At 40.3% G+C, this 25,324-nt stretch carries 20 protein-coding genes and 1 other RNA gene; 14 read left to right on the top strand and 7 right to left on the bottom strand.

Annotated features, from left to right (window positions below; all coding sequences use genetic code 11):
* Positions 1–3: 3 nt before the first annotated feature.
* The 5 genes from trpC to H7U17_RS09505 form a co-directional block, all read right to left on the bottom strand.
* Positions 4–822 carry an indole-3-glycerol phosphate synthase TrpC gene (gene trpC / locus H7U17_RS09525; RefSeq protein WP_186756471.1) on the bottom strand — a complete coding sequence of 273 codons (819 nt, stop codon included), beginning with the start codon at positions 820–822 and terminating at the stop codon, positions 4–6.
* A gap of 9 nt (positions 823–831) precedes the next feature.
* Positions 832–1,842 carry an anthranilate phosphoribosyltransferase gene (trpD, locus tag H7U17_RS09520; RefSeq protein WP_186756470.1) on the bottom strand — a complete coding sequence of 337 codons (1,011 nt, stop codon included), beginning with the start codon at positions 1,840–1,842 and terminating at the stop codon, positions 832–834.
* An 83-nt stretch (positions 1,843–1,925) separates the two neighbouring features.
* A complete protein-coding gene (locus H7U17_RS09515) occupies positions 1,926–2,495 on the bottom strand; it encodes an anthranilate synthase component II (RefSeq protein ID WP_186756469.1) in 570 nt (189 codons plus the stop codon).
* Positions 2,496–2,714: 219 nt separating this feature from the next.
* Positions 2,715–2,954: a four helix bundle protein gene (locus tag H7U17_RS20635; protein ID WP_230981343.1), complete on the bottom strand. Its 240-nt coding sequence runs from the start codon at positions 2,952–2,954 to the stop codon at positions 2,715–2,717.
* A gap of 38 nt (positions 2,955–2,992) precedes the next feature.
* Positions 2,993–4,405, bottom strand: coding sequence for an anthranilate synthase component I family protein (locus H7U17_RS09505; RefSeq protein WP_186756468.1), 1,413 nt, complete (start codon positions 4,403–4,405; stop codon positions 2,993–2,995).
* A gap of 360 nt (positions 4,406–4,765) precedes the next feature.
* Between H7U17_RS09505 and H7U17_RS09500 the strand changes: the two genes are divergently transcribed.
* Entirely contained in the window at positions 4,766–4,993 is a 228-nt protein-coding gene (locus H7U17_RS09500; RefSeq protein WP_186756467.1) for a hypothetical protein, read from the top strand.
* Positions 4,994–5,001: 8 nt separating this feature from the next.
* Here H7U17_RS09500 and H7U17_RS09495 read toward each other — a convergent pair whose 3' ends face one another.
* Positions 5,002–5,295: a hypothetical protein gene (locus H7U17_RS09495; protein ID WP_186756466.1), complete on the bottom strand. Its 294-nt coding sequence runs from the start codon at positions 5,293–5,295 to the stop codon at positions 5,002–5,004.
* A 137-nt stretch (positions 5,296–5,432) separates the two neighbouring features.
* Between H7U17_RS09495 and ffs the strand changes: the two genes are divergently transcribed.
* The 4 genes from ffs (at position 5,433) to H7U17_RS09475 (ending at position 7,445) form a co-directional block, all read left to right on the top strand.
* Positions 5,433–5,523: signal recognition particle sRNA small type (ffs, locus tag H7U17_RS09490), an RNA gene on the top strand.
* 110 nt (positions 5,524–5,633) lie between these two features.
* Positions 5,634–6,293, top strand: a complete 660-nt coding sequence (gene fsa / locus H7U17_RS09485) for a fructose-6-phosphate aldolase (protein WP_186756465.1) — start codon at positions 5,634–5,636, stop codon at positions 6,291–6,293.
* A 228-nt stretch (positions 6,294–6,521) separates the two neighbouring features.
* The gene (locus H7U17_RS09480) at positions 6,522–6,725 is read left to right on the top strand and encodes a fructose-6-phosphate aldolase (RefSeq protein ID WP_186756464.1); all 204 of its coding nucleotides are present in this window, start codon (positions 6,522–6,524) and stop codon (positions 6,723–6,725) included.
* Positions 6,726–6,734: 9 nt separating this feature from the next.
* On the top strand, positions 6,735–7,445 hold the full coding sequence (locus tag H7U17_RS09475) for a cell division ATP-binding protein FtsE (RefSeq protein ID WP_186756574.1): 711 nt from the start codon (positions 6,735–6,737) through the stop codon (positions 7,443–7,445).
* A gap of 1 nt (position 7,446) precedes the next feature.
* Here the strand turns inward: H7U17_RS09475 and H7U17_RS09470 are convergent, their stop codons facing one another.
* The gene (locus tag H7U17_RS09470; RefSeq protein ID WP_186756463.1) at positions 7,447–8,340 is read right to left on the bottom strand and encodes a flavin reductase family protein; all 894 of its coding nucleotides are present in this window, start codon (positions 8,338–8,340) and stop codon (positions 7,447–7,449) included.
* Positions 8,341–8,498: 158 nt separating this feature from the next.
* Here H7U17_RS09470 and H7U17_RS09465 point away from each other — a divergent pair, with 158 nt between their 5' ends.
* From H7U17_RS09465 to H7U17_RS09425, 9 genes are all read left to right on the top strand, one after another.
* Positions 8,499–10,382 carry a 7TM diverse intracellular signaling domain-containing protein gene (locus H7U17_RS09465; RefSeq protein ID WP_317172723.1) on the top strand — a complete coding sequence of 628 codons (1,884 nt, stop codon included), beginning with the start codon at positions 8,499–8,501 and terminating at the stop codon, positions 10,380–10,382.
* A gap of 291 nt (positions 10,383–10,673) precedes the next feature.
* Positions 10,674–13,757 carry a SusC/RagA family TonB-linked outer membrane protein gene (locus H7U17_RS09460; protein WP_186756461.1) on the top strand — a complete coding sequence of 1,028 codons (3,084 nt, stop codon included), beginning with the start codon at positions 10,674–10,676 and terminating at the stop codon, positions 13,755–13,757.
* Between the two features lie 22 nt (positions 13,758–13,779).
* The gene (locus H7U17_RS09455; RefSeq protein WP_186756460.1) at positions 13,780–15,321 is read left to right on the top strand and encodes a RagB/SusD family nutrient uptake outer membrane protein; all 1,542 of its coding nucleotides are present in this window, start codon (positions 13,780–13,782) and stop codon (positions 15,319–15,321) included.
* Positions 15,322–15,349: 28 nt separating this feature from the next.
* On the top strand, positions 15,350–16,441 hold the full coding sequence (locus tag H7U17_RS09450) for a LamG domain-containing protein (RefSeq protein WP_186756459.1): 1,092 nt from the start codon (positions 15,350–15,352) through the stop codon (positions 16,439–16,441).
* A 143-nt stretch (positions 16,442–16,584) separates the two neighbouring features.
* Complete coding sequence (locus tag H7U17_RS09445; RefSeq protein WP_317172722.1) at positions 16,585–18,540, top strand: glucoamylase family protein; 1,956 nt, start codon at positions 16,585–16,587, stop codon at positions 18,538–18,540.
* Between the two features lie 86 nt (positions 18,541–18,626).
* A complete protein-coding gene (gene bglX, locus H7U17_RS09440; RefSeq protein ID WP_186756458.1) occupies positions 18,627–20,921 on the top strand; it encodes a beta-glucosidase BglX in 2,295 nt (764 codons plus the stop codon).
* A gap of 36 nt (positions 20,922–20,957) precedes the next feature.
* Positions 20,958–21,764, top strand: a complete 807-nt coding sequence (locus H7U17_RS09435; protein ID WP_186756457.1) for a carboxylesterase family protein — start codon at positions 20,958–20,960, stop codon at positions 21,762–21,764.
* A 12-nt stretch (positions 21,765–21,776) separates the two neighbouring features.
* Entirely contained in the window at positions 21,777–23,366 is a 1,590-nt protein-coding gene (locus H7U17_RS09430; protein ID WP_186756456.1) for a glucoamylase family protein, read from the top strand.
* Positions 23,367–23,488: 122 nt separating this feature from the next.
* Positions 23,489–25,294: a family 43 glycosylhydrolase gene (locus H7U17_RS09425; RefSeq protein ID WP_186756455.1), complete on the top strand. Its 1,806-nt coding sequence runs from the start codon at positions 23,489–23,491 to the stop codon at positions 25,292–25,294.
* The last annotated feature ends 30 nt before the right edge of the window (positions 25,295–25,324 follow it).

Genomic DNA, 25,324 nt, shown 5'->3' with positions numbered 1-25,324 from the left:
AATTTACGCTTTCTGACTATGAAAATCAGGACTTAAGTCCTTGAATTTATTCATGAAATTTAACGCAGCCTGATGTGGTCGAATGGATTTCATAAAGTTCTCACCAATCAAAAACCCATTAAATCCAGCAGCAGCCAAATCAACCAAAGTCTGGGGATCAGAAATACCACTTTCAGAAATTTTCACAAACTCATCAGGGATCTTATCCACCAAGCCATAAGAAGTATCCAATGAAACATCAAAGGTCTTCAAACTTCTATTATTAACTCCTACCAAATCCAAATCTGGATTGACAGATCTTTCCAATTCTTCCCCATCATGCACCTCCATTAACACCTCCAGGCCAAGGGATTTGGCAAACTTGGCCAGTTCAGACAATCTTTGTGGTTCCAAAGCCGCTGCAATCAACAATATGCAATCGGCTCCAATGGATTTGGCTTCCACCAATTGATATTCATCGACGATAAAATCTTTTCTTAAAATCGGACAGAAATTAAACTTCCTTGCTGTAATAAGGTCTTCATTTTTCCCTCCAAAAAATTCCTGATCAGTTAAAATGGATAAGGCGGAAGCCCCTGCCTGCATATAGCCTATGCTTGTTTTTTCAACTGTGGCTGTCCCGTTGATCAAGCCTTTGGAAGGTGATTTTCGCTTAAATTCAGCGATAATCCCAGTCTTATCCTCACGTAGAATATATTTCTTCATGGAGACAACCTGATTATCGAAAAATATACTTCTTTCCAACAATTTAGTAGGCACCAAGCTTTTTCTCTCAGCCACCTCTTCTTTTTTATGGGCTATTATTTTATCTAAAATATTCATATTATTTCCTTAAGCTAATGAAATAGATGTTTTCGGATTCACTAAAGCGTTGAATTTCTTTAAAGCAGCACCACCTTTCAAAGAGGCTTCTGCCCTGTCAATTGCATCTTCAAAACTCAGTTTTTGGTCAGCGGTATAAAGCGCAGCAGCAGAATTGGCAATAACTACGGCATTTTGCTCTTTGCTGCCTTTTCCTTTGAGAATATCCATAAAGATTTTTGCCGATTCTTCAATGGTCTCCCCCCCTTTTATACTTTCTGCCGAAATTTTTGGTAGTCCAATATTTTCAGGGTCAAATAATTTTTCTCCCCTGTTTGAAATCATTTTAAAATCACCTGTCAATGAGATTTCATCATAACCATCCAAAGCATGAAGAATACTGAATTTCACATCGTTATTCTGATAGAGATAGCCATATAACCTGGCTAGCTCCAAACTAAAAACCCCTACAAGCTGTTTTTTCGGAAAACTGGGGTTAACCATGGGACCGAGCATATTAAAAAAGGTTTTTACGCCTAACTCTTTTCTAATAGGCCCTACATTTTTCATTGCTGGGTGAAATAATGGGGCATGCAAAAAGCAAATCCCAGCTTCATCCAAGTTTTTACGAATAACGTCCTTATCATTGGTAAACTGATAACCGAAATTGGCCAACAGATTCGAGGAACCACAAATAGAAGAAACACCATTATTACCATGTTTGGCTACATTTTGACCAGCTCCGGCAACCACAAATGAAGACAGGGTAGAAATATTAAAAGTGTCTTTCCCATCTCCACCGGTCCCGCATAAATCCATGGCATCATACTCCCCTATTTCAACAGGAATACACTGTTCCAACATGGCTTCCCTAAATCCGCTAAGTTCATCCACTGTGATACTTCGCATCATAAAAACTGTCAAGAATGCTGCCATTTGGCTCTGATTATATTGCCCAGAAGTGATATTTTTCAAAACCTCTTTGGCTTGTTCCTTCCCAAGGGTTTGGTGCTCAATTAGGTGATTTAATATTTCTTTCATGATAATATTCCTTTGGAACAGTGTTCCTTTATTTTAGTGGTTGTTTTTCAATTTATTATTAATAAACGATATCTGGCGCAAAATCATCCCTCAATCCAATTCAGAACCATCTGCTTTCCATGTTCTGTAAGTATGCTTTCAGGGTGAAACTGCAGGCCTCGCACCTTATATTCTTTGTGTCTGACTGCCATTATTTGACCATCGGGGGTCTTGGCAGTGACTTCCAATTCATCAGACAAAGTACTTTCATCGATCACCCAACTATGGTACCTCCCTATTTTGAACTTCTCAGGAACTCCATTGAAAATCATATCTTCCTTGATAACCTTCACTTCAGAAGCAACTCCATGAACCACCTCTGTTAGGTTATTTAAGCCTGCCCCAAAAGCCTCTCCAATGGCCTGATGTCCCAGGCAAACACCCAAAATATCCTTTTTGTCCGCATATTTCTTTAGTAATTCAGGCATAATTCCTGCATCAGCGGGTACGCCGGGGCCTGGAGAAAGTAAAATTTTATCATACTCATCCACAGCTTCTAAGGATATCTTATCGTTCCTATATATATCCATTTCATCCCCAAAACCCAATTCACGCACTATATACACAAGGTTGTAGGTAAAAGAATCGTAATTATCGAGTACTAATATTTTCATGTCCAATTATTATTGTAAGATTGGAATATTGTAAAGTTGAAAGATTAACCTTCATTCAATTTCCTACCTTCTTATTTCTTATTTTTATTTTTTTTCAAACTCTCTTAAGTAACTGACAAAGCCTTTAATTTCCTTTGAAATCTGAATAAGGCTTTCTCTAAGAGAAATATAATCTTTATCCGAAATCCGCGCAGCCTTATTCAACACTTAAGCCTGGCTTCATACTTCTCCTGCAGAACCTTTAGCATAAATGAGAAATCTTACAAAATCTTTATTATTGTTATACTCAAAACCCTCTGCTATATTATTTGAAATAGAAATTGCAGCTGCAATTAACTGATCTCTTGATTTAAAATCTTCAGAAAGTGGGGTTTTATCAGCTATTTGATAGACATCAACCCCTATCTGAGCAGCATGTCTCCAAACATCCAATTCTTCAAAACAGCTGATCTTTACCATAATCTTCCAATCTTAAAATTTTTAATTTTAGTCATAAATCAAACCTCCTCAGCTGCTTTTAATGCAACCCTCAAGGCTTCTAATTTATTGGCCACTTCTTGTAGCTCGCTCTCAATGGAGGATTTAGCAACCACTCCAGCCCCAGCTTGGAAACGTAGTTTATTATTTTCGGAAACAAAGGACCTGATCAAGATTGCATGGTTAAAGTCTCCGTTAAATCCAAGGAAACCAATCGCACCTCCATAGAATCTCCTACTCGTACTTTCCAATTCATCAATTAATTCCATGGCCCTGTACTTCGGTGCTCCAGATAGAGTGCCGGCAGGAAATGTATCAGCCACCAACTGTAATGGATTAGCTTCTTCTGGCAAAACGCCAGTAACTTTCGACACCAAATGGATGACATGGGAATAATATTGGATTTCCTTAAAGACTTCCACATCCACCGTCTCTGAAGACCTGCTAAGGTCATTCCTGGCAAGATCCACCAACATAACATGCTCAGAATTTTCCTTTGGATCATCGTAAAGCTTAGTCGCCAATTCAGCATCTGCTAAATCATTACCTGTACGCTTAAATGTACCTGCAATAGGATAAATAGTAGCCTTCCTGCCTTTTACCACAATCTGTGCTTCTGGAGAACTGCCAAAAACCTTATAAGAGCCGTAATCAAAGTAAAACAAATAAGGGGAGGGATTTACTGACCTCAACGCCCTATACACATTGAATTCATCACCTTTGAAACCAGTGGTAAAAGACCTGGAAAGTACTATCTGAAAAACATCTCCCCTAAAGCAATGCTCCCTACCTTTGCGAAGGATGTCCAAAAATTCATTATCCGTATAATTGGACACTTCAGGTCCGTCAAGCTGGAAGGAATAACTAGGGATATTTTTATTATTGAGCAGGGTCTCAATTTTTGAAATACTGCCTTCCCCTTCACCATTAATATGATGGTCAAAAATATGTAGCTCATTTTTAAAGTGATCCACAACAATCACATTTTTATAAACTGCATAATAGGCCTGGGGAATCTCAGACTCCTGCGTATTATCTAGCTTTATATCCTCAAAACTCGAAACGGTATCATATTGCATATACCCAAAAAGCCCATTAGAGATGAATTTAAAATCATTTTCTCCATCCTTAAACTTTCCGGAAAAGCGCCTTAAATCATCTACCAGTTTTTCTCCCTTCTCCAGTTGATAGGCCAACTTCTCCCCTGAGGGCAAGGTTTCTTTTACCGTCTTGCCATCAAAAGAAAAAGTAGCCATTGGGTTAAAGCAGATATAAGAATAACTGTTATCCTGTCCATGATAATCAGAACTTTCCAGGAGAATGGGATTCTTAAACTTATCCCTAACCTGAAGATAAATACTCACTGGCGTGATGGTATCTGCCAGCAACTTCTTGTATCGAGTTTTGATCTTAAAATTTTGTGTTTTGCTCATGGTTAACTTTGAAAATAAAATAAAAAAGGCTTACTGGGAATTCCAGCAAGCCTCATTATATGTGGTTCTATAACTCTCTAATTTTAGGCAATAGCATGCTGTTCTTCCGCTTTCAGAAGTTGAGTATGCCACCACCAATATTGAGTATGTTTTTGTTTCATATTTTTTACGATAGGCAAATATATAAAGGCATTTCATATTAAAAAAAATATTTATCCCAAAAAATTCTACCAATGACAATAATTAATAAAAAAACTCATTGTTGGTTAAATCAACCCCATAGAATGGAAGGGACTGATATAATCATCTTAAATATTAAAATTAGCTTAACTTTGCACATCTAAAAAACAACTCATTCTCATGGCTAATTTGGCAAAATATTTCAAAAGGACATTTGATGACTATAAAGTCCTGGTTCAAGTCAATCCACAAGACTTTACTGGAATAGAACTGATCATCCACCCAGATGGTAAAATAGAAAAGACCACCATGGAATTCGATGAAGAAATCTATGATGATCTTGAAGTAGATGAGTTTGAATCCTGCAGCCCATTAGAATTTAACTTATACCTAAAAGGATTGGGCTGATAAGTAATTTAATTGGCCTCTATATTATTTGTACCAGGAGGAACTTGCCACGCTTTTGGCAATTCCTTCTCTTCCAATTTGATTAGCTTCCCGTTCTCAAAAGTAAATAAAACATAAAAATGCTCGTCCCTGACTAACCTATAGGTCCTTTGACCGTCTTCTAATCCACTGAGTACAGCCTCGTCATGCATCTTCACAAAATCTCGTTCCTCCATCCCGAGTTCGTACTTAGGTTGTTTATTAAAAACGGCACAGCCCCCTAAAAACAAGCCCAAAAATAATATTGCAATAACCTTTTTCATAATACAGTTCTTTAGTTGCCTGGTCTTAAATCAATAATGCTGCCATTTTTTTCTTTTGATTCATAAGCGCTTAGCCTATCTTAAAAGATATTTATTACCGAGATTTTGCAAAGGTAAGTTTTTGACGTACCTTTGTATTCAAGCGGCACGACCAGCTCCTGTCAACTCCCCCAGGTCCGGAAGGAAGCAAGGGTAGACGGTTGTAGCGGTGCGATGCCGCTTCTTTTTTACCTTGATAATTAAGTGTTAAAAAAACATTTAAACATTTTTTACCCGACTTTCAAAATATTCGGCTAACTTTGCAAGCCAAATTCATACATAACCAAAACCGTTTACAAATGAAATTCTTTATTGACACTGCCAATCTTGATGAAATCAAAGAAGCCTATGACTTAGGTGTTTTGGATGGAGTGACTACCAATCCTTCATTGATGGCCAAAGAAGGCATCACAGGTGAAGAGAACGTAAAGGCTCACTATAAAGCGATTTGCGATATAGTAGATGATAAAGTTAGTGCAGAAGTGATATCTACCGATTTTGAGGGGATGATCAAAGAAGGAAAAGAACTAGCTAAAATTGACGACAAAATCGTAGTTAAAGTACCTATGATCAAAGATGGTGTAAAAGCCATCAAATATTTCAGCAACGAAGGAATTAGAACCAACTGTACCTTGGTATTCTCTCCAGGCCAGGCCATCCTTGCGGCCAAAGCGGGAGCAACCTACCTTTCTCCTTTCATCGGAAGATTGGATGATATTGCTTTTGACGGTTTAGAGTTGATCGAACAAATCGTACATATCTACCAAAACTATGGTTTTGACACGCAAGTGTTGGCCGCTTCAGTTAGACACACTATGCACTTGATAAAATGTGCTGAAATCGGAGCTGATGTGGTTACATGCCCATTAAATGTAATTACTGGTCTATTGAACCACCCTTTGACTGACGCTGGATTGGCTAAATTCTTGGCTGACCACGCTAAAGCAGCAGGCAAATAAGCATTATATTTTTCCACCAACCATGCGCTTTTCTCCATTGGGAAATCAGTGAGGGTTGGTGGTTTTTGTTTAACACATCATGGCATGGCGGAAAGTCATGCCATGCTTGTTTTAAGAATTAGATAATAAAATAGGGATTGGACATTTTTACCTTTATTTGACAGAATATTTTTATCTGAACTCCTTATCATTTAAATTTCGCTTTTAAAATTGGTTCAAAATCCATCTATGTATATCATCAAGGTAAAAGGCAAAGCAAAAATTCCTGACTATATTCAGATCAGGGATGAAAACTTTGTTCTCGTCGCCTACTTCAGGGCTGACCGTCCACTAAAAAACCTTGAAAAGTTTGGTTTGGAAGGTAAAGAAGAAGAAATGGGAAAATTGATCAAAGAACTTCCTTTTGGCAAATTACAAAAGTTAGAATTGTAAATCTATATCATAATGTTCTCTAGTGAACCCGTTGTACGATTAAACAAAGCCTGTATATTTCAGGGCATCACCGCCATTTTACAGGATGTATCTTTTGAAATAGAAAAGGATGAATTTGTATTCCTCATAGGTCGAACGGGAAGTGGAAAAAGCTCCCTGCTGAAAACCCTATATTCAGATTTACCACTTAAAATGGGAGAAGGCCATATCGCAGGTTACAACCTCAAGGAAATCAAGTCCAAAGATGTTCCTTACCTCCGTAGAAAACTAGGAATAGTATTTCAAGATTTTCAACTGTTCAATGACCGTACGGTAGCTGAAAACCTATATTTTGTTATGCGAGCCACTGGCTGGAAAGAGAAATCAAAGATGAAAACCAGAATGGTAGAAGTCTTGATGCGTGTAGGTCTTGGTGGTTCTGCCACAAAGATGCCCCATCAATTATCTGGAGGGGAACAGCAACGTGTGGTAATTGCCAGGGCATTGCTGAACGAACCCTCTATTCTACTAGCCGATGAACCGACAGGAAATTTAGACCCTGAAGTGGCAGATGGTATTTTCAAACTGTTCCAGGAAATCAATAAACAGGGCACTGCTGTCTTAATGGCTACACATAACCATGAATTACTCAAGAAATACCCCTACAGAATATTAAAATGTGATAAAGGCTTCCTACTGGATTCCAAAACTTCAGACATATTCGAAAAGGATCAAATATAGATCAATAATGTTGAAGCAATACATTCCAGGCTTCCATCACCTTTCCATCATGTAGCAAAGCTTGAGCATACTGGTGCAGATGAAATAGAAGACTTTCCTCATCATTTTGGAACCTGATCCGCATTTCTTCCATATCAGCATTATTACCATATTGAAACACTTCTTCCTCGCTGGGCAATTTTTCAACATTGCCTAACCTTCCGAGGTCATTCCCTGTCAAAACTGAACTCAAGCGAATCCTTCTAGGAATCTGATCCACTCCAATCCCCCTGTTCTTGATAGGTTTTTCTATCTCAAAAAGTGCATCACCACTGGCCCTACAGTACCAGTTGCCTCCCATTCTCGCTACAGCATCCAGTTTATTTGGATCTATCTTCCCATCATGCCCCATTATACTCTCATCAATATGTGCAAGAATAATTTCACAGATCACCAAATTGGCAGCTCCACCCTTATCCCCCATTTCCATCACTTCAATTACCTTACACTCAAAAGAAACAGTTGATTCTTTCACCCTAGGAGGACTCACCAGGTCGGAAGGAACAGGCGTAAGACCGGATTTAACAAATTCATTTACTCCCTTTTCATATTCTGTACTGCTCAAAGACATTTGCTGAACCATACTATAGTTCACAATATTAACAACAACTTCATGGACTTCCTTTACATTGTCCAAACTGTGTTTGGTAGTATTATCTCTCACCCTTCTGGCTGGTGAAAAAATCAAAATAGGGGGATTAGAACCAAAGGCATTAAAAAAACTAAAAGGACTTAAATTAATCCGCCCCTCAGAATCAATAGTACTTACAAAGGCAATAGGCCTGGGAACAATTGCTCCAAGCATATAGCTATGAAAGTCTGCTACTGAAATATCCTTGGGGGTTATTGTCATCATTTTCTGACTCATTGAATATCACATTTGCAGGTTATAATTATTTAGGTTCTAAAAGCAATTTATAAATATTTACCTTTGCTTTATAAACCTATCGATAATTGATTGTATTTTCTACAAGAACTGCTTTCTATTTATCAAAAATAACCTTGCTGCAAACTGTGAGAAAACTAATTTATTTAATCTTCCTATTGGCCTTTATTTCCTCGCATCAGCTCTATGCGCAAAGGATATCAGGAAGTTCCACTTTAAAAATCGATGATAATCTTAAGGAAAGAATTTTCTCCATTTCTCAATTGGAATTTTTCGAAGACACAAGCAACCAGCTTACTTTTAAAGAAATCATCAAACCGAAATTTCAAGACAACTTCAGAATAAGACCCTCATTCAATAAAAACAAGTTTGACATCAACCATACCTATTGGGTTAAACTTTCCATCGACAAAACACCAGAAAGCAAAAAAAAATGGCTGATGGAGTTTTATGATCAAACCATGGATTCAGTGGAAGTTTATACTCCTCAGGATGATGGCACCTATAAAAAAATCTTGATGGGAGATGCCATTCCTTTTGGCACCCGGGATTTCAAACATAAAAACTTTGAACTCATTTTAGAAAATGCCAGTGAAGGGATATCCAATTATTATGTAAAAATCCGCTCTAGCCAAAAAGCTGATATTCGAATAGCAATACGGTCTGTAAACCGATTCATTTTCTATGCCCTGAATGAGTATTTTGTTTATGGGATATTTTACGGAATGATTGCCATCATAGGCCTTTATAATCTCTTAGTCTATGCGGCTGTCCGTGAAATCAAATACCTCTATTATACCTTTTACTTGGTCAGTGTAGGTATTTATGCCATGTGTGTAGATGGTATCGCCTTTCAATACTTATGGCCCAATTTCCCAGGATGGAATCAAATTGCTAATGGCGTTTTCAATTATTCTATTGTGGTCTGGGCTATTATGTTTTCCATCAAATTCCTGAACACAAAGTATCGAACACCAAAGCTCCACTATGCGCTATTGGCAGTTTTGGGAATAAAATCCTTACTCTTTCTTATAGGACTGTCATTTGATCAGAAACTTTTTGAAATCAAGTATTATGATATTATCCCATTCTTTTTGATTTTCTCTACCAGTATCTATATATGGAAGCAAGGTTATAAAGTAGCCCGTTTCTTTGTATTTGCATATGGAGTACTATTTGTTGGAGTAGTGATAAAAGTCTTGGTAAATGCAGCTATAATCCCTCATACGACCATAGTGTATTACAGTCTGCACATTGCCTTCCTTTTAGAAATGTTACTGCTAACCTTTGCTTTGGGAGATCGAATTAGAATCCTAAAGGACAACCGGGACAGGGCTTTAAAAAGAACCATAAAGCAGATTGAAATCAATTATGCACTAAAAGAAAAAGTAAACCGTGAGTTGGAAATCAAAGTACAGGAAAGAACCCAGGAATTAGAACAGAAAAACAGTTTGTTGGAAGAGTACAACCACCAACTCATGGAGAAGGATGAGGAAATTAAACGAATAAATTCACTTTTAGACAAGGACAACTGGAAGTTAAAAAGTAGCATCAAGGCTTCTTTCCAAGCTAGACTAACCAACCAACTACTTTCCTATGAAGAATTTCAACGGATTTTCCCTGATCAATCCGCTTGCTTAAGGCACCTAGAAGAATTTAAATGGGGTGATGGTTTTATATGCCGAAACTGTAAATACACAAAAAGCGCTAAGGGACCAAAACTCTTTTCCCGTAGATGTAGTCGGTGTGGACATATTGACTCAGTTACAGCTGGCACAATTTTTCACGGAGTTAAATTCCCATTAGAAAAGGCCTTCTATATTGCCTATGATATTATTGCCAACACTGAAAAACAAACCTTAGAACAACTATCAGAACTGCTGGATATACGTAAAAACACAGTTTGGAATTTCAGAAAGAAAACCAAGCAGCATATTAATGCCCTCAACCTTGATTCTCCGCACTGGTATGACATTTTGATGATGGAAGAAGAGAAAGAAAAATCGAAATAAACCTTTCGTTTATAGCATTAAACCAATTTGATTTCAATTGAATACCAACCTATAGTATTATAGTGTGATATTAAAGCACAAAAAAGGCTCTAAAAACCAATAGAGCCTTTTTTCCATGATACTAAACCGTTAATTTCCACTCTAATTTCAGACTTTATTCCACCCCCAATTAACTAAGATTTCACATTTTTTAACGTAGATTTTTTTTCTTTCCTCTACCTTTTCACTCTCAAACAGCATCAAATGCAAACGTTTGAATTTTATCCATTTTAAACCCAAAACCAAACACTTATGATTAAGTCTTTACGCATAAGTAAGGAATCATGGAAACCCAAAATCCCTAAGCTAGGAAAATTATCCATGGTGTTATTATTGGTCTTCGCAGCCACAATAAGTTTAGCAACCGCTCAAGACACAAATGTTACAGGAACAGTCCTCGATCAAGGTGGCGCCCCCATCCCTGGGGTGAACATCCTCGAACAAGGCACCAGCAATGGAACCGTCACCGATTTAGATGGTAAGTATTCAATTACTGTTAGCTCTCCAGATGCAACATTAAATTTTTCGTTTATTGGTTTTGAATCCCGGCTAGTCGAGCTAAATGGAAGAACCCAACTTGATATCACCCTTCAAGAGGAACTTACAGGACTCGATGAAGTCATTGTGATCGGTTATGGTGCGCAGAAAGAAAAGGAAATGACCTCTGCCATTACTACTTTGAAAACAGAAGACCTGGTCAAAACGCCAAGTTCTAATGCCATGCAATCCCTTCAAGGTAAAGTAGCTGGAGTACAAATCGTCAGCAAAGGTGCTCCTGGAGCCTCTCCCACAGTAAGGGTAAGAGGTATTGGTTCCTTTGAAGGAGGGGGAGCACCATTATACGTGGTGGACGGAATGTTCTTTGATAATATCGACTTCCTCAACTCCAATGATATCAAAACCCTCTCCGTACTGAAAGACGCCTCTGCCTCTGCCATCTATGGGGCAAGGGCCTCCAATGGTGTTGTACTGATTGAGACCAATTCAGGTGAATATGAGCAAGAAGCCGAGATCGTCTATGATGGATATTATGGTGTCCAAAATCCTCAAAACGTCCTCAAAATGGCCAATAGCCAGCAATTTGTACAATACATCAACGAAACGGGGTCTGCACCTGACATGGAGTTTATTGACAATGCCATGCAGGCTTACGGGAGAAGCCGCATAGATCCAAATATTCCAGCCGTAAACACAGACTGGTACGATGAGATCATGAGTCCTGCTGCTATTCAAAATCACACCTTGACCTTTTCAGGGGGTAGTACCAAGACACGTTATTCAATTGGAGGCAGCTATTTCAAACAGGACGGTTTGCTCAATGAAACCAGAAATGAATATGAAAGGGTAAATATCCGCGCCAATATCGACTCTAAGGTCAAAGAATGGATCACTGTGGGTGGTAACTTTACCTTCAGTAATGCCAAACAGTATATAGGATCAAACGCAGCTTGGTTCAATGCCTACTTTGCGGTTCCTATTCTTCCCAAATATGATGAAGACTTTGGTACATCCCCAGTTCCCTTGTCCAATGCACAGCGACTTGGGTATAGGGGAAGACAGAATCCTTTTTACCCCCTACTTTATAATGACAGCAGGAACAAGGTCAATAAAATCAATGGGAACCTCCATGCTGAATTGACTTTCATACCAAACAAACTAACCTTCAGATCTGCCTATAATTACAAGTTGGATATGATCAATGCGAGGAATGTTAACTTCGCCTATAACGACGGCGTCCTTAATCCACTTTCTAGCCTTTCCAGATCCAGCAGCTTGTATTTTGACCAAATCGTGGACAACTACCTTACTTATAAAGACTTCTTTGGTGACCATGGTATTACAGCTACTTTAGGACAATCCTTTAGAAGTGAAACCTTTGAAGTACTCAGTGGAAATAGAAATGACCTTGATCCCAATCCTACTTTTGGCAATGAAGAGCTTTGGTACCTGAACAATGGACAAGCCAATGATATCAATACAGTATCTGATGGCGGTAGTCGAATATTTTACCTATCCTTCTTTGGAAGGTTAGCCTATAACTATAAAGAAAAATACCTGCTTTACGCCACCTATCGTCAGGACAATTATAATAAGTTCCAAGTAGACAGTGAAGATTTCTTCACCTTTGGTGCTGGCTGGGTCGCTACGGAAGAAGATTTCTTTGATGTAAATGGTATTGATTTCCTAAAATTAAGAGCTTCTTGGGGTCAACTAGGAAACGACGGCATTAGTCCATCCGTGGGCCAACCAACACTGCAAGGGACAAATAACGCATTTAACGATGTACGTGTACCTGGTTTTAGGTTAGATCCAACTTATGACCTCATCGATAAGATAGAAACTACGGAAGAAACCAACTTTGGACTTACGGCCAAGTTCTTTCAAAACAGACTGTCCCTAGAAGCAGATTATTACATCAGAAATACACAAAGCTTAGCCGTAACAGTATTGCAACCTTTGTTCAGAGGCGCAGTTCGTAGAAGCGTTGGTGAGATCAGAAACCAAGGCTTGGAATTGTCTCTAAATTGGGAAAACCAAGTTACTGATGACTTTTCCTATTATATAGGTGGCAACTTCGCTACGCTAAAAAACACGGTCAGAAGTCTAGGAGGGCCTGAATATCTTAATGCTGGTCAAGCAGAGTTTCGCCAGCGCTCCATCGTGGGTCAGCCCTATCAGGCATTCTTTGGATATGAAGTAGAAGGTGTTTTTCAAAACGAAGCTGACATCACCAATAGTGGCTATTCAGAGCAGTTTTTAACCGAAAACGACCTTGACCCAGGAGACTTGAAGTTTAAAGATCAAAATAATGATGGTGTCATTGATGACCTGGATAGAGTGGTATTGGGTTCATACTTACCAGAGCTCACCTACGGAGGTAACCTTGGTTTCAGATACAAGGACTTTGACTTTTCGGTACTGATTCAAGGACAATCCGGACATAGCATCCTCAACAGAAAAAGAGGTGAAATGATCTTCACCAATGACACTAACATCGATGCAGATTTGGCCACCAATCTTTGGAGAGGAGAAGGAACATCTAACAAATACCCTTCTGCTGCCGGTCTACGTAAAGGATGGAACCAAAACTTCAGTGATTATTTCGTGGAAGATGGCTCTTTCTTTAGGGTCCAAAATGTGCGCATGTCTTATTCATTACTAGACAAAGAAGTAGCGGGAGTAATCATGCCAGAAACACGAATCACCTTGACAGCTGAACGTCCATTGACCATTTTCAACTATAATGGTTTCAACCCAGAAGTAGATAATGGCATTGACCGACAGACCTATCCTATCCCTGCTGTATATACCGTGGGATTAAATGTCAAGTTCTAAAATCAATAACCCAAGAACAGTCATGAAAATATTTCAATATAAACTGATTAAAATGGTCACAGCATTATCTCTGGTGGCCACCTTTTCCTGTAGCGAATACCTAGACGCTCCTCTGGAAGACCAGATCCTAGCGCAAGAAACGGATTACTCTCAATCCCAAAACATGGTATTGTTGCTTAATGGAGCCTACGCAGAGCTCTATGGATTTCAATGGGAGACCTTTCCCCTCATCTCTGTAAGAGGCGATGATGCCAACCCTGCAGGTGATCAAGAGCCCCTCTTCAAAACAGACACCTATGATTATGACAGGAGCTTCTGGATTTATAACTCCACATGGCTAAACATGTACTCCGATATCATCTACTGGAACGGAGCCATCGAGGAGATACAAAAATACCAAGAAGCAGGCGCTAGCGCCTCCAATGCCAGTCAATACATTGCAGAAATCAATGTAATGAGAGGCTACAATCTTCTTCAGCTGGCCAGATTATGGAATAATATCCTGATCCCTGTAAGTTCCGATCCCAATGCGCTTTATGAGGTAGACCTTACGCCTTTTAATGAGGTCATGCAGTACATCTCTGATTTGATGGATCAAGCCATGCCCAACCTGCCCAATGTTCATCCTAACCAACGATCAGACATCCGAGGAGGAATCACCCGATATACGGCATTGGCTATAAAAGCATTGGCCAATTTGGAAATGGAAAACTACCAAGGTGTTGCAGATGCCACGGGAGAAATCATCAGCAGCGGAGCATTCATGTTGGAAACGGATTATTACCAGTTGTTCAAAATCCCAGGAAAACTCAACAACGAAAACATCTTGGAATTCCAATATTCGGATTATGGTGCTGAAAGTGGTACTTCTGATAGGTTCCCTTGGCAAGTATATGGCCCACAGGCTGTAGGTTGGCAGCCTGCCGTAGCCGGATCAAGTGGCGGATGGGGCTTCTGGGAACCTACCGAAAAATACATCAAGTTTATGCTTGACCGAAATGACAGAAAGCGACTTGAAACCACCGTATTGTTTACGCCCGATGGAATAAGTGATATAGAGTCAGATCCAAATTATGCAGATCTACCCAATTGGATAACCAACACTACACCTGATGGAGACACCTTTGGGAATGCTCCTAGGTATAGATTCCTTAGCGGCAAACATTACCTACCTACCACCCAACTGACACAGGGAAGATTTAATTATGGTGAAAACAAAAACATGATAGCTATCCGATACGCTGAAATTCTATTGATTCATGCTGAGGCATTAGTCAGTGGAGCTTCAAGTAGTGTCATGTCAGCAGATGAAGCAATTAATGCCGTAAGAACAAGAGCAAACTTAGGAATGCTAAGCGGAGTAACCTTGGATGATGTCCTAGATGAAAAATTTGCTGAATTTGGCATGGAATGGGGCGTTCGTTTCTTTGACTTGGTAAGACATGACCGCACAAGTGAACTTAACTATGGCGACAGAACCTTCCAAGAAGGTGACAGATACCTACCCTATCCACTTGACCAACAAGACATTCTTCCGCAGCTAAAAGAAGCTAGCAACCAATAAGTATCGGTAGAACACAAACCCAAAAGACATGAAATTAACTTCTAAAATAATTATTGCAGGTCTGATGGCAACGAGTTTTGCCTGTAAAGACGGTTATATTGACGATATCAACCAAGTCCCTGCAGGACCAGACGAGGCCAGTCCTTCAGTCTTGATCAATTTCCCTGAAGAAGGCCCACTAACCTGGGTTCCTCAGGAAGTGATGTCCATCAATATTGATTTTGAAGTAACTGATGATGTGGAAATCCAAGATATCTCGGTCACTTTAGATGGTGAAAATATTGGCAACTATTCTGATTTCAAGGATTATAGAAGAACGGCCGTTAAACTACCTTATGATAATATCACAAATGGCGAACACACCTTGATAGTTACAGCCAATGACCTGTCTGGAAAGACAACTACAAGCACAGTCGTTTTTACCAAACCAGAGTTTTACGTCCCTCAGTACGAAGGAGAGATATTCTATATGCCATTTGATGACGAATATCTGGAATTGGTCAGTGTTAGTGATGCCACCATGGTGGGAGACCCCGGTTTTGCAGGAGAGAGTGCCTCAGGATCCAATGCCTATGCAGGTGCTACGGATTCCTACTTAACCTTCCCTACTACAGATTTGACCAATGATGAATTCAGTGCATCACTTTGGTATAAGGTCGATGCAGCTCCAGATCGTGCAGGTATTCTGGTCATGGGTCCACCTGATACGGCCAATCCTGACTCCCAAAACAATCGTACTGCAGGCTTCAGGCTTTTTAGAGAGGCTGCAGGAAGTAACCAACGTATAAAACTAAATGTTGGTAATGGGGCCGGTGACAACTGGTTTGATGGGGGGAGCGCTGCTGATATCAACCCTAATAACAACGAATGGGTACATATCGCCTTTACCATTTCCGGGACAGAATGTGCCGTATACATCAATGGTACTGTTGTGAGACAAGGTACTTATCCAGGCATTTCTTGGGAGGGTTGTGACATCCTTTCCATTGGTTCTGGGGCACCACGTTTCACAGGCTGGGGACACCTTTCTGACAATAGCTATATTGATGAGCTACGTATCTTCAACAGGGCCCTTTCCCAGTCAGAAATTCAGACCATAATGGATGACGAACAACCATAAAATTTCATAAATCAAAGGAGGGCTTATCTTATAAGCTCTCCTGCTCTAGGTTTATGATATTTCAAAATCTTGTACCCCTTCTTGTTTTCAAGTATTCAAGCAATAAAACAGATAAAAAAAACGGCCAGCCCGTTAAACCCAAAATGATGAAACCCTCAGTTTTCTTGGCATTTTTTGTCCTTTTCATTTCCTGTAAAGAGGATGAACCACTAGCGACTTTATTGCTTACTGAAGCCAGCGTGGGAGATAAAACCCTTTCCCCACAGGAAACCAATGAAAATATCGCTATAGACAGAACTATTAGCCTAACTTTTTCACTAGCTATTCAAAGAGAAAGTATAGATCCAGCCATTTCATTAACCAATAAAGATGGAATTCCTGTCAACTTTAACACAAACCTTATTGATAATAAAACCATCTCGATCAGTCCTATTGGTGTCTTGGAAACCAGCAGCAACTATCTTCTATCCATCTCCTCAGATTTGAAAGCTTCCAATGGAGTTAATTTTTCAGGAACCACAATAGAATTCACTACTATACTGGGTTCGCTGGAAATTACCAGTGGACAGCTTTCCGATGGAGATACTACTCGCACCGGCCGGATTCAAAATATCCCTGTAAACTTCAACATGGAATTGACCTTTAACAAGCCTTTGGCCCCGTCCTCTCTGCAAACAGCCCTTTCCCTTACTGGCCCTGGAAATCCTATTTTACAGTTTGAGTTGATGGAAAACGATCAGAAACTAGTATTTTCTACAATAGCTCCTCTACAGCACCTTGCCCAATATTCTTTGAAAATCAACAACCAGCTCAAGGGAGCTAATGGTGAAAATTTCACCGGCACAAGCAGTTCTTTTTATACTCAAATAGATGAAACGCCCAAATTCCCACTACTTTCTGACCAAGATTTGCTCACAAAAATACAGGCCCAAACTTTCCGTTATTTTTGGGACTTTGCTCACCCAAACAGTGGACTGGCACGAGAAAGGAATACTTCCGGAAACACAGTCACCATCGGCGGTTCTGGATTTGGCATAATGGCCCTAATTGTAGGGGTGGAAAGGGGCTTCATCACCAGGCAAGAAGCCATAGAAAGATGGAATAAGATTATTGATTTTTTAGCATCTGCGGATCGTTTCCATGGCGTATGGCCTCACTGGATGCATGGCAAAACAGGAAAGACCATTCCTTTCAGCACCAAAGATAATGGAGGAGACCTGGTCGAAACAGCATTTATGATCCAAGGATTGCTTACAGTAAGAGCCTATCTCAACGCCAATAACGCTGATGAAAAAATCCTGATCGATAAAATCACCCAGCTATGGGAAACTGTAGAATGGGATTGGTATACCAAAAACAACAGTGATGTACTTTACTGGCATTGGTCGCCAAATTACGAATGGGAAATGAACCTCCCCATTAGAGGATACAATGAATCATTGATCGTCTATGTGCTTGCCGCATCTTCCCCGACACACCCCATAGATAAAGCAGTCTATGAGACAGGATGGGCCAGAAATGGTGACATCAAAAACGGCAACTCATTCTATAGCTATGAACTTCCATTGGGCAATGATCTTGGAGGCCCTTTGTTCTTTGCCCACTATTCCTTCTTGGGGCTTGATCCCAGAAACCTTTCCGATCAGTACGCCAATTATTGGGAACAAAACCAAGCGCATAGCCATATCAATCAAGCATATTGCATCCAAAACCCAAAAGGTTTTGTTGGCTATACCGAAGCAACCTGGGGTCTGACTGCCAGCGACAACCATAATGGGTACAACGCTCATTCCCCTTCCAATGACCTGGGAGTCATCACCCCCACTGCGGCACTATCTTCTTTTCCCTATACGCCTGATGAATCCATGGCTGCCTTGAAGTATTTCTACTATCAGCTTGGAGATAAAATATGGGGAGAGTATGGCTTTTATGATGCCTACAATATCACTGAAAACTGGTATGCAGACAGCTATTTGGCCATTGATCAAGGCCCTATAATTCTAATGATTGAAAATTATCGGACTGGATTGCTTTGGGATTTATTCATGAATAATGCAGAGATCCAATCTGGCCTGGACAAACTGGAATTCACTTATTGAAATACAATTCGATAAGTGGAAATAAGACAAATCAAATAACAGCAAAATATTGCTTGTAAGATATGGAAATAATGAAATATAAAACCATGAAAAACCTTATTCTCCTAGCTTTGGTTGCAGGAGGCATGATAATGGCCTGTACTCCATCCCAAGAATCACACGATCTACAAGACATCTATCTCCACAAAGCCGATTCCGTATTAGCTTTGATGACCTTGGAGGAAAAAATTGGTCAGCTTAATCTTCCCGCAGCGGGAGATTTCACTACTGGCCAAGCTTCCAGTTCCAATATTGCTGAAAAAATTAAGGCCGGAAAAGTCGGAGGGCTGTTTAATATTAAAACGGTAGAAAAGATCAGGGATGTTCAGCAGGTTGCTATTGAAGAAAGTCGTTTGGGTATTCCTTTGCTGTTTGGGATGGATGTGATCCATGGTTACGAAACTATCTTTCCCATTCCCCTTGGGATTTCCTGCAGTTGGGATATGGATCTAATAAAGCACTCTGCCCAAATTGCTGCCAAAGAAGCCAGCGCTGATGGGATCAACTGGACCTTCTCCCCTATGACAGATATCAGTCGTGACCCGCGTTGGGGGCGCGTATCTGAGGGAAGTGGAGAAGATCCTTATTTAGGAGCTCAGATAGCAAAGGCCATGGTTCATGGCTATCAAGGTGATGACCTTAGCAAAAATAACACGATCATGGCCTGCGTGAAGCATTTTGCCCTTTACGGTGCCCCAGAAGCAGGACGTGACTATAACACCGTAGACATGAGCCGCCAAAGGATGTACAACGAATATTTCCTTCCCTATCAAGCAGCCGTTGAAGCAGGTGTAGGTACTGTTATGACTTCATTCAATGAAGTGGAAGGCATACCGGCCAGTGCTAACAAATGGCTGATGACGGATGTCTTGCGCAAGCAATGGGGTTTTGATGGCTTTGTGGTCACCGATTATACTGCCATTAATGAAATGATTGACCATGGCATGGGCGATCTGAAAGCCGTGTCAGCATTGGCTTTAAAAGCTGGTGTAGAAATGGACATGGTAGGTGAAGGCTTTCTCACCACTTTAGAAACATCACTTGATGAAGGAACTATCACAGAAGCTCAAATTGATAATGCTTGCCGCTTGATTTTAGTGAAAAAATTTGAGCTTGGACTTTTTGATGATCCCTATAAATATTGTGACACCGAACGAGCTGAAAATGAAATCTTCAATGCAGAAAACAGACAAATTGCCCGTGAGATCGCTGCTCAGTCTTTTGTTTTGCTAAAAAACAAAAACGAAGTTCTCCCGCTAAAGAAAAAAGGCACGATTGCCCTTATAGGCCCTATGGCTGACAATGCAGAAAATATGACAGGTACCTGGAGTGTAGCAGGCAGGTTCAAGGAGTCTGTATCTCTCATGCAAGGTATCAAAAATGCTGTAGGCAATGATGTCAATATCCTGCATGCGAGAGGAGCCAATATCGTTGCTGATTCATTGCTCGAATCAAGGGTAAGTGTGTTTGGAAAACCTACTTACAGAGATAATAGATCAGAAGAGGCTTTGATCAAAGAAGCGCTAGAAACAGCTAAAAATTCAGATGTCATCATCGCTGCTATGGGGGAATCAGCTGAAATGAGCGGAGAATCATCCAGTAGAAGTTCCATTGAATTGCCCGAGAATCAAAGAAGGTTGCTAAAAGAGCTGGTTAAAACCGGAAAGCCTATTGTCATGGTAATGTTTACAGGAAGGCCTCTTGCTATTAAGTGGGAATCTGAGCATATCCCTTCTATCCTGAATGTATGGTTTGGTGGCAGTGAGGCAGGAGATGCCATAGCTGATGTGCTCTTTGGAGATGTCAACCCTTCTGGAAAACTCACCACTACATTCCCACAAAACACGGGACAAATCCCTATTTACTATAACCATAAGAATACCGGTCGCCCTCTACCTAAAGGGCAATGGTTTCAGAAATTCCGCTCCAATTACCTAGATGTATCCAATGAACCGCTCTACCCATTTGGCTACGGCTTAAGTTATACGAATTTCGAATATGGCGACCTTAATATCAGCAACAAAGAACTTTCAGGCAGAGAATCCCTAACTGCTAGCATCAGGCTCAGCAACAGTGGACAGTATGACGGTGCTGAAGTAGTACAACTTTATGTACGTGATATGGTGGGCACTATAACTCGACCGGTAAAAGAATTAAAAGGTTTTCAAAAAGTCTTTTTGAAAGCTGGGGAATCTAAAGAAATATCTTTTGAGCTGACCAAAGAAGACCTGAAGTTCTATAATCACAGCCTTGACTTTGTTTTTGAACCCGGTGAATTTGAAATTATGGTAGGTACCAATTCGAATGAATTAAGCACAGAAAAAATCAACTGGAAGGAATAGGCTCCCCAAACCCAATTAGAATCTAAAAAATTGACAATGAACAAAACTAGGATACACTTCTTATTGATCATGCTCATCTTGAACTCACTGGGTTCAAATGAGCTACTGGCCCAAGATAAATCTCTTTTTGAAAAGCGAGTCTTTGTAAATCAAAAAGGTGATTCTCTTTTATACCGTATTCTTTATCCTGCAAATTATGAAAACGGCAAAAAGTATCCCTTAGTATTTTTCCTCCATGGTGCAGGGGAAAGAGGCAATGATAATAAAAAACAACTTACCCACGGGGCAAACCTATTTCTTGACCCAGAGAACAGAGAGAAGTTTCCTTCCATTGTGGTTTTCCCTCAATGCCCAGAAGACAAATACTGGATTGATGTCAGCATTCGGAAAGAGTTGTTTGGGAAGGGAGACCCTAACTTCAGTCAATCTATTGATCAACCTTCCGAGCAGTTGGATTTGGTCAATGAGCTTTCCAAAATGATAATCAAAACGGAAAAGGTAGACAAAAAACGTCTGTATATTATGGGCTTGTCCATGGGTGGTTTTGGCACTTTTGAAACCCTTGGACGGTGGCCTAAAAAATATGCCGCAGCGGTGGCAATCTGCGGAGGTGGCAACCTTTCACTGGCAAAAAAATATGCTCCACACACAGCCATATGGATCACTCACGGAGGCAAAGATGATATTGTCCCTCCTGTTCTTTCCAAAAGAGTATATACAGTATTAAAAGAAGAAGGAGCAGATGTCAAGTACACACTGTATCCTGAAGCCAACCATAATTCATGGGATCCCACATTTGTGGAGCCAGAACTATTGCCTTGGCTTTTTTCAAAACATCATTAATTCCTCAAATTCATGAAGAAAATAAGACTTTCATTTTACTCAATGCTATTGTTTGTATTTACGATATGGGGATGTTCTTCAGCGGACAAAACCATTGACAGTCCCGTTCAAGCAAAAGGCTATGACCGACACGTTGAACTCCACTGGCCTAAACAAAGTGGAATAACTCAATATGAAATTTGGGTCAGCACTGAAAACAATAATTTCAGTAAAAGAGCAACTGTTGAAGACACCATATACATGGACTTTGTAAATGACCTGGGCAATAATCTCACTTTAAAATATAAAGTGGTAGGCCTGGAGGATTCTGGTAAAAACACTGAAGTAGGCTTGGCAATGGCCACTACCAAAGACTTCACTGATGAAGAATTATTAGATATGGTCGAATTTTATACCTTCCGCTATTTTTGGGAAGGGGCAGAACCCATTTCTGGAATGGGGCCAGAAAGAATCCACATAGATGGCGACTACCCCCAAAACGATCAATCGGTAGTTACAACCGGAGGTACAGGATTTGGCATCTTCGGCATCATTGCGGCCATTGACCGTGGCTGGATAAATAGAGAAGAAGGACTCAACAGATTTGATAAGATGGTTACCTTTTTGGAAAATGCTGATCGTTTTCATGGCGTTTGGCCCCATTGGATTTATGGAGAAACTGGCAAGGCGAGATCATTTAGCGACAAGGATAATGGAGGAGACTTAGTGGAATCAGCATTCCTGATGCAAGGGCTATTGGCCGTCAGAGAGTATTTTAAAAATGGCAATGATGCTGAAAAAACACTGGCCAACCGAATAGATACACTTTGGAAAGAAATGGAATGGGACTGGTATACCCAAGGTGGCCATGATGTTCTCTACTGGCATTGGTCCCCTACTCATGAATGGGAAATGAACTTCCCCCTAGAAGGCTATAATGAATGTTTAATCACCTATGTTTTGGCAGCCTCCTCTCCTACACATGGAATTCCAGCCTCTGCTTATCACAAAGGCTGGGCGCGTAGCGGTGGTATCAATACAAACCAAAAAGCATATGATTATTCTTTGCAGCTGAAACATAATGGAGCAGAAAAAATGGGCGGCCCTTTATTCTGGGCACATTATTCCTACTTGGGACTCAATCCTAAGGGCTTGACTGACCAATATGCCAATTACTGGGAAGAAAATAAAAATCACACATTGATAAACCGGGCATGGTGTATCGATAATCCCAATGGATTTAAAGGTTACGGAGACGATCTCTGGGGATTGACCGCCAGTTATACAGTGACCGGTTATTCGGCCCACCGTCCTGGAGCTGATCTTGGCGTCATTTCGCCAACTGCCGCACTTTCTTCCATCCCCTACACTCCAGAGGAATCTCTCAAGGTCATCAAAAACCTTTATTATAATTATGGAGAAAAGGTCTTTGGCCGTTATGGCTTTTATGACGCATTGAGCCCGGAAAATGATTATTATCCTCAGCGTTATCTGGCAATTGACCAAGGACCAGTAGTTGCCATGATTGAAAACTACCGCTCTGGGCTGGGTTGGAAATTATTTATGGGAGCTCCAGAAATCCAAGCAGGGCTGAAAAAACTTGGCTTTGAAAGTAATCCTTGAAGATGAATATGGTATGATGACTTGCTACTTGACTTAAGATCTTTCTCTTCAATAAAAAATAACGCATGGTAAGTAAACGGTGATTCCGATTTTAAACCGAGAGGTTAAAAAAGACAAATAACATGAATAAGTTAAGCTTAATAATTGCTACCTTACTATTAACGCTCAGTTCCACTATACGAGCCCAAGAAATAGTTCCCCAAACCTATTGTAACCCGCTGGACATTGATTATACCTATATGGTTTATAATTCAGCCAGAAACATTTCTTATCGTTCCGGTGCTGATCCTGCGGTAGTTGAATTCCGCGGTGAATATTACATGTTTGTCACCCGTTCCTTTGGGTATTGGCATTCCACTGATCTAGTGAATTGGAATTTCATCAAACCTGCCCAATGGTTCTTTGAAGGATCAAATGCCCCTACAGCTTTTAATTACAAAGACTCTCTGATTTACTTTGCTGGTGATCCGGCAGGATATGGAAGTATTCTCTATACCGATGATCCAAAGGGAGGAAAATGGACGCCTACAGCTTCAATCAGCAATAATATCCAAGACTCAGAGTTGTTTATTGATGATGATGGGAAAACCTATCTATACTGGGGTTCCTCCAACGTACACCCCATTCGAGTTAAAATGCTAAACAAAAATGATCGTTTCCTAGAGACAGGCGTCAGAAAAGATTTGATCAACCTTGTTGAGGAAGAGCATGGCTGGGAACGCTTTGGGGAGAACAATTTTCACCCTACACTTAAAGAAGGCTATATGGAAGGGGCTTCCATGACCAAGCACAATGGCAAATACTATTTGCAATATGCCGCACCGGGGACACAATTCAACGTTTATGGTGACGGCGTTTATATAAGTGATTCCCCAATAGGCCCTTTTACCTATATGAAAAACAACCCAATGAGCTTTAAACCCGGAGGCTTCACCAATGGAGCTGGACATGGCATTACTGTAAAACAAACCAATGATCAATATTGGCATTTCGGCACCATGGCCTTGGCTTCCAACTCCCATTGGGAACGACGCCTTTGCATGTTCCCAACCTATTTTGACAATGAGGGGCTGATGCATTCAAACACCCATTATGGTGATTATCCCCGTTATGCTCCCAATCACCCCACAAAAGCTGGTGAGCACTGTGGGTGGATGTTGCTTTCCTACAAAGGGGAAACTACCGTTTCCTCCTCAAAGCAACAAATTAGAAAAAGCACCTCAACAGATGATGAAATTGAAATAACTGAAATGCCTTTGCAAAAAAGTGATGATGGGGAAATTTTATCAAAAGTACTGACCGATGAAAGTCCAAAATCATTTTGGGTGGCCGAAGCTAATGATGATCATCAGTGGGTAGAAATCGAAATGTTGCAGCCTGGTAAAATATATGCTTTTCAGTTAAACTTTCATGACCATGAATCAGGTATTTATACACGCACCGAAGGGTTAAGGCACTGCTTTACAATCGAAGTTTCAGAAGACGGTAAAAACTGGAACACAGTGATAGACAGAAGCAACAGCTACAAGGATTCCCCTAACGCATACATTGTACTTAACCAGCCTGTGAATGGAAAATATGTTCGCTATAACAATATCAAAGTTCCGGGAAACAATTTTGCCATGTCTGAAATCAGGGTGTTTGGGACAGGCTTTGGCAAGAAACCTTCAGAGGTAAAGGACTTTACCGTACAAAGGGAAGATGACAGAAGAGATGTTTCTTTGTCTTGGAAGCCTGTTAAAGGAGCTCAAGGTTATAATATTAGATGGGGAATTGCTCCTGACAAGCTTTACCAATCCTGGTTGGTGTATGACACCACCGAACACTTCATGCGTTGTCTTGACCGAGACACCAAGTATTACTTCTCCATAGAATCTTTTAACGAGAATGGTATTTCTGAGAAAACAGAAATTATAATACTTGATTGAGTATTATAATTTCCACTGTAACGTATTAAC

The sequence above is a fragment of the Echinicola salinicaeni genome, from assembly GCF_014280965.1.
In the GTDB taxonomy this organism is placed as follows: Bacteria; Bacteroidota; Bacteroidia; order Cytophagales; family Cyclobacteriaceae; genus Echinicola; species Echinicola salinicaeni.
Note: the sequence above shows the minus strand (reverse complement) of the source record. Positions and strands in the feature narration are given on the sequence as shown.

What these genes read in the sequence shown, in the direction of transcription:
- H7U17_RS09515 (WP_186756469.1), bottom strand. Translation starts at nt 2,495, where the DNA reads ATGAAAATATTAGTACTCGATAATTACGATTCTTTTACCTACAACCTT.
- H7U17_RS09430 (WP_186756456.1), top strand. Translation starts at nt 21,777, where the DNA reads ATGAAGAAAATAAGACTTTCATTTTACTCAATGCTATTGTTTGTATTT.
- H7U17_RS09500 (WP_186756467.1), top strand. Translation starts at nt 4,766, where the DNA reads ATGGCTAATTTGGCAAAATATTTCAAAAGGACATTTGATGACTATAAA.
- trpD (WP_186756470.1), bottom strand. Translation starts at nt 1,842, where the DNA reads ATGAAAGAAATATTAAATCACCTAATTGAGCACCAAACCCTTGGGAAG.
- H7U17_RS09480 (WP_186756464.1), top strand. Translation starts at nt 6,522, where the DNA reads ATGTATATCATCAAGGTAAAAGGCAAAGCAAAAATTCCTGACTATATT.
- H7U17_RS09445 (WP_317172722.1), top strand. Translation starts at nt 16,585, where the DNA reads ATGATGAAACCCTCAGTTTTCTTGGCATTTTTTGTCCTTTTCATTTCC.
- H7U17_RS09425 (WP_186756455.1), top strand. Translation starts at nt 23,489, where the DNA reads ATGAATAAGTTAAGCTTAATAATTGCTACCTTACTATTAACGCTCAGT.
- trpC (WP_186756471.1), bottom strand. Translation starts at nt 822, where the DNA reads ATGAATATTTTAGATAAAATAATAGCCCATAAAAAAGAAGAGGTGGCT.
- H7U17_RS20635 (WP_230981343.1), bottom strand. Translation starts at nt 2,954, where the DNA reads ATGGTAAAGATCAGCTGTTTTGAAGAATTGGATGTTTGGAGACATGCT.
- H7U17_RS09450 (WP_186756459.1), top strand. Translation starts at nt 15,350, where the DNA reads ATGAAATTAACTTCTAAAATAATTATTGCAGGTCTGATGGCAACGAGT.
- H7U17_RS09470 (WP_186756463.1), bottom strand. Translation starts at nt 8,340, where the DNA reads ATGATGACAATAACCCCCAAGGATATTTCAGTAGCAGACTTTCATAGC.
- H7U17_RS09435 (WP_186756457.1), top strand. Translation starts at nt 20,958, where the DNA reads ATGAACAAAACTAGGATACACTTCTTATTGATCATGCTCATCTTGAAC.
- bglX (WP_186756458.1), top strand. Translation starts at nt 18,627, where the DNA reads ATGAAAAACCTTATTCTCCTAGCTTTGGTTGCAGGAGGCATGATAATG.
- H7U17_RS09495 (WP_186756466.1), bottom strand. Translation starts at nt 5,295, where the DNA reads ATGAAAAAGGTTATTGCAATATTATTTTTGGGCTTGTTTTTAGGGGGC.
- H7U17_RS09505 (WP_186756468.1), bottom strand. Translation starts at nt 4,405, where the DNA reads ATGAGCAAAACACAAAATTTTAAGATCAAAACTCGATACAAGAAGTTG.
- H7U17_RS09460 (WP_186756461.1), top strand. Translation starts at nt 10,674, where the DNA reads ATGATTAAGTCTTTACGCATAAGTAAGGAATCATGGAAACCCAAAATC.
- fsa (WP_186756465.1), top strand. Translation starts at nt 5,634, where the DNA reads ATGAAATTCTTTATTGACACTGCCAATCTTGATGAAATCAAAGAAGCC.
- H7U17_RS09455 (WP_186756460.1), top strand. Translation starts at nt 13,780, where the DNA reads ATGAAAATATTTCAATATAAACTGATTAAAATGGTCACAGCATTATCT.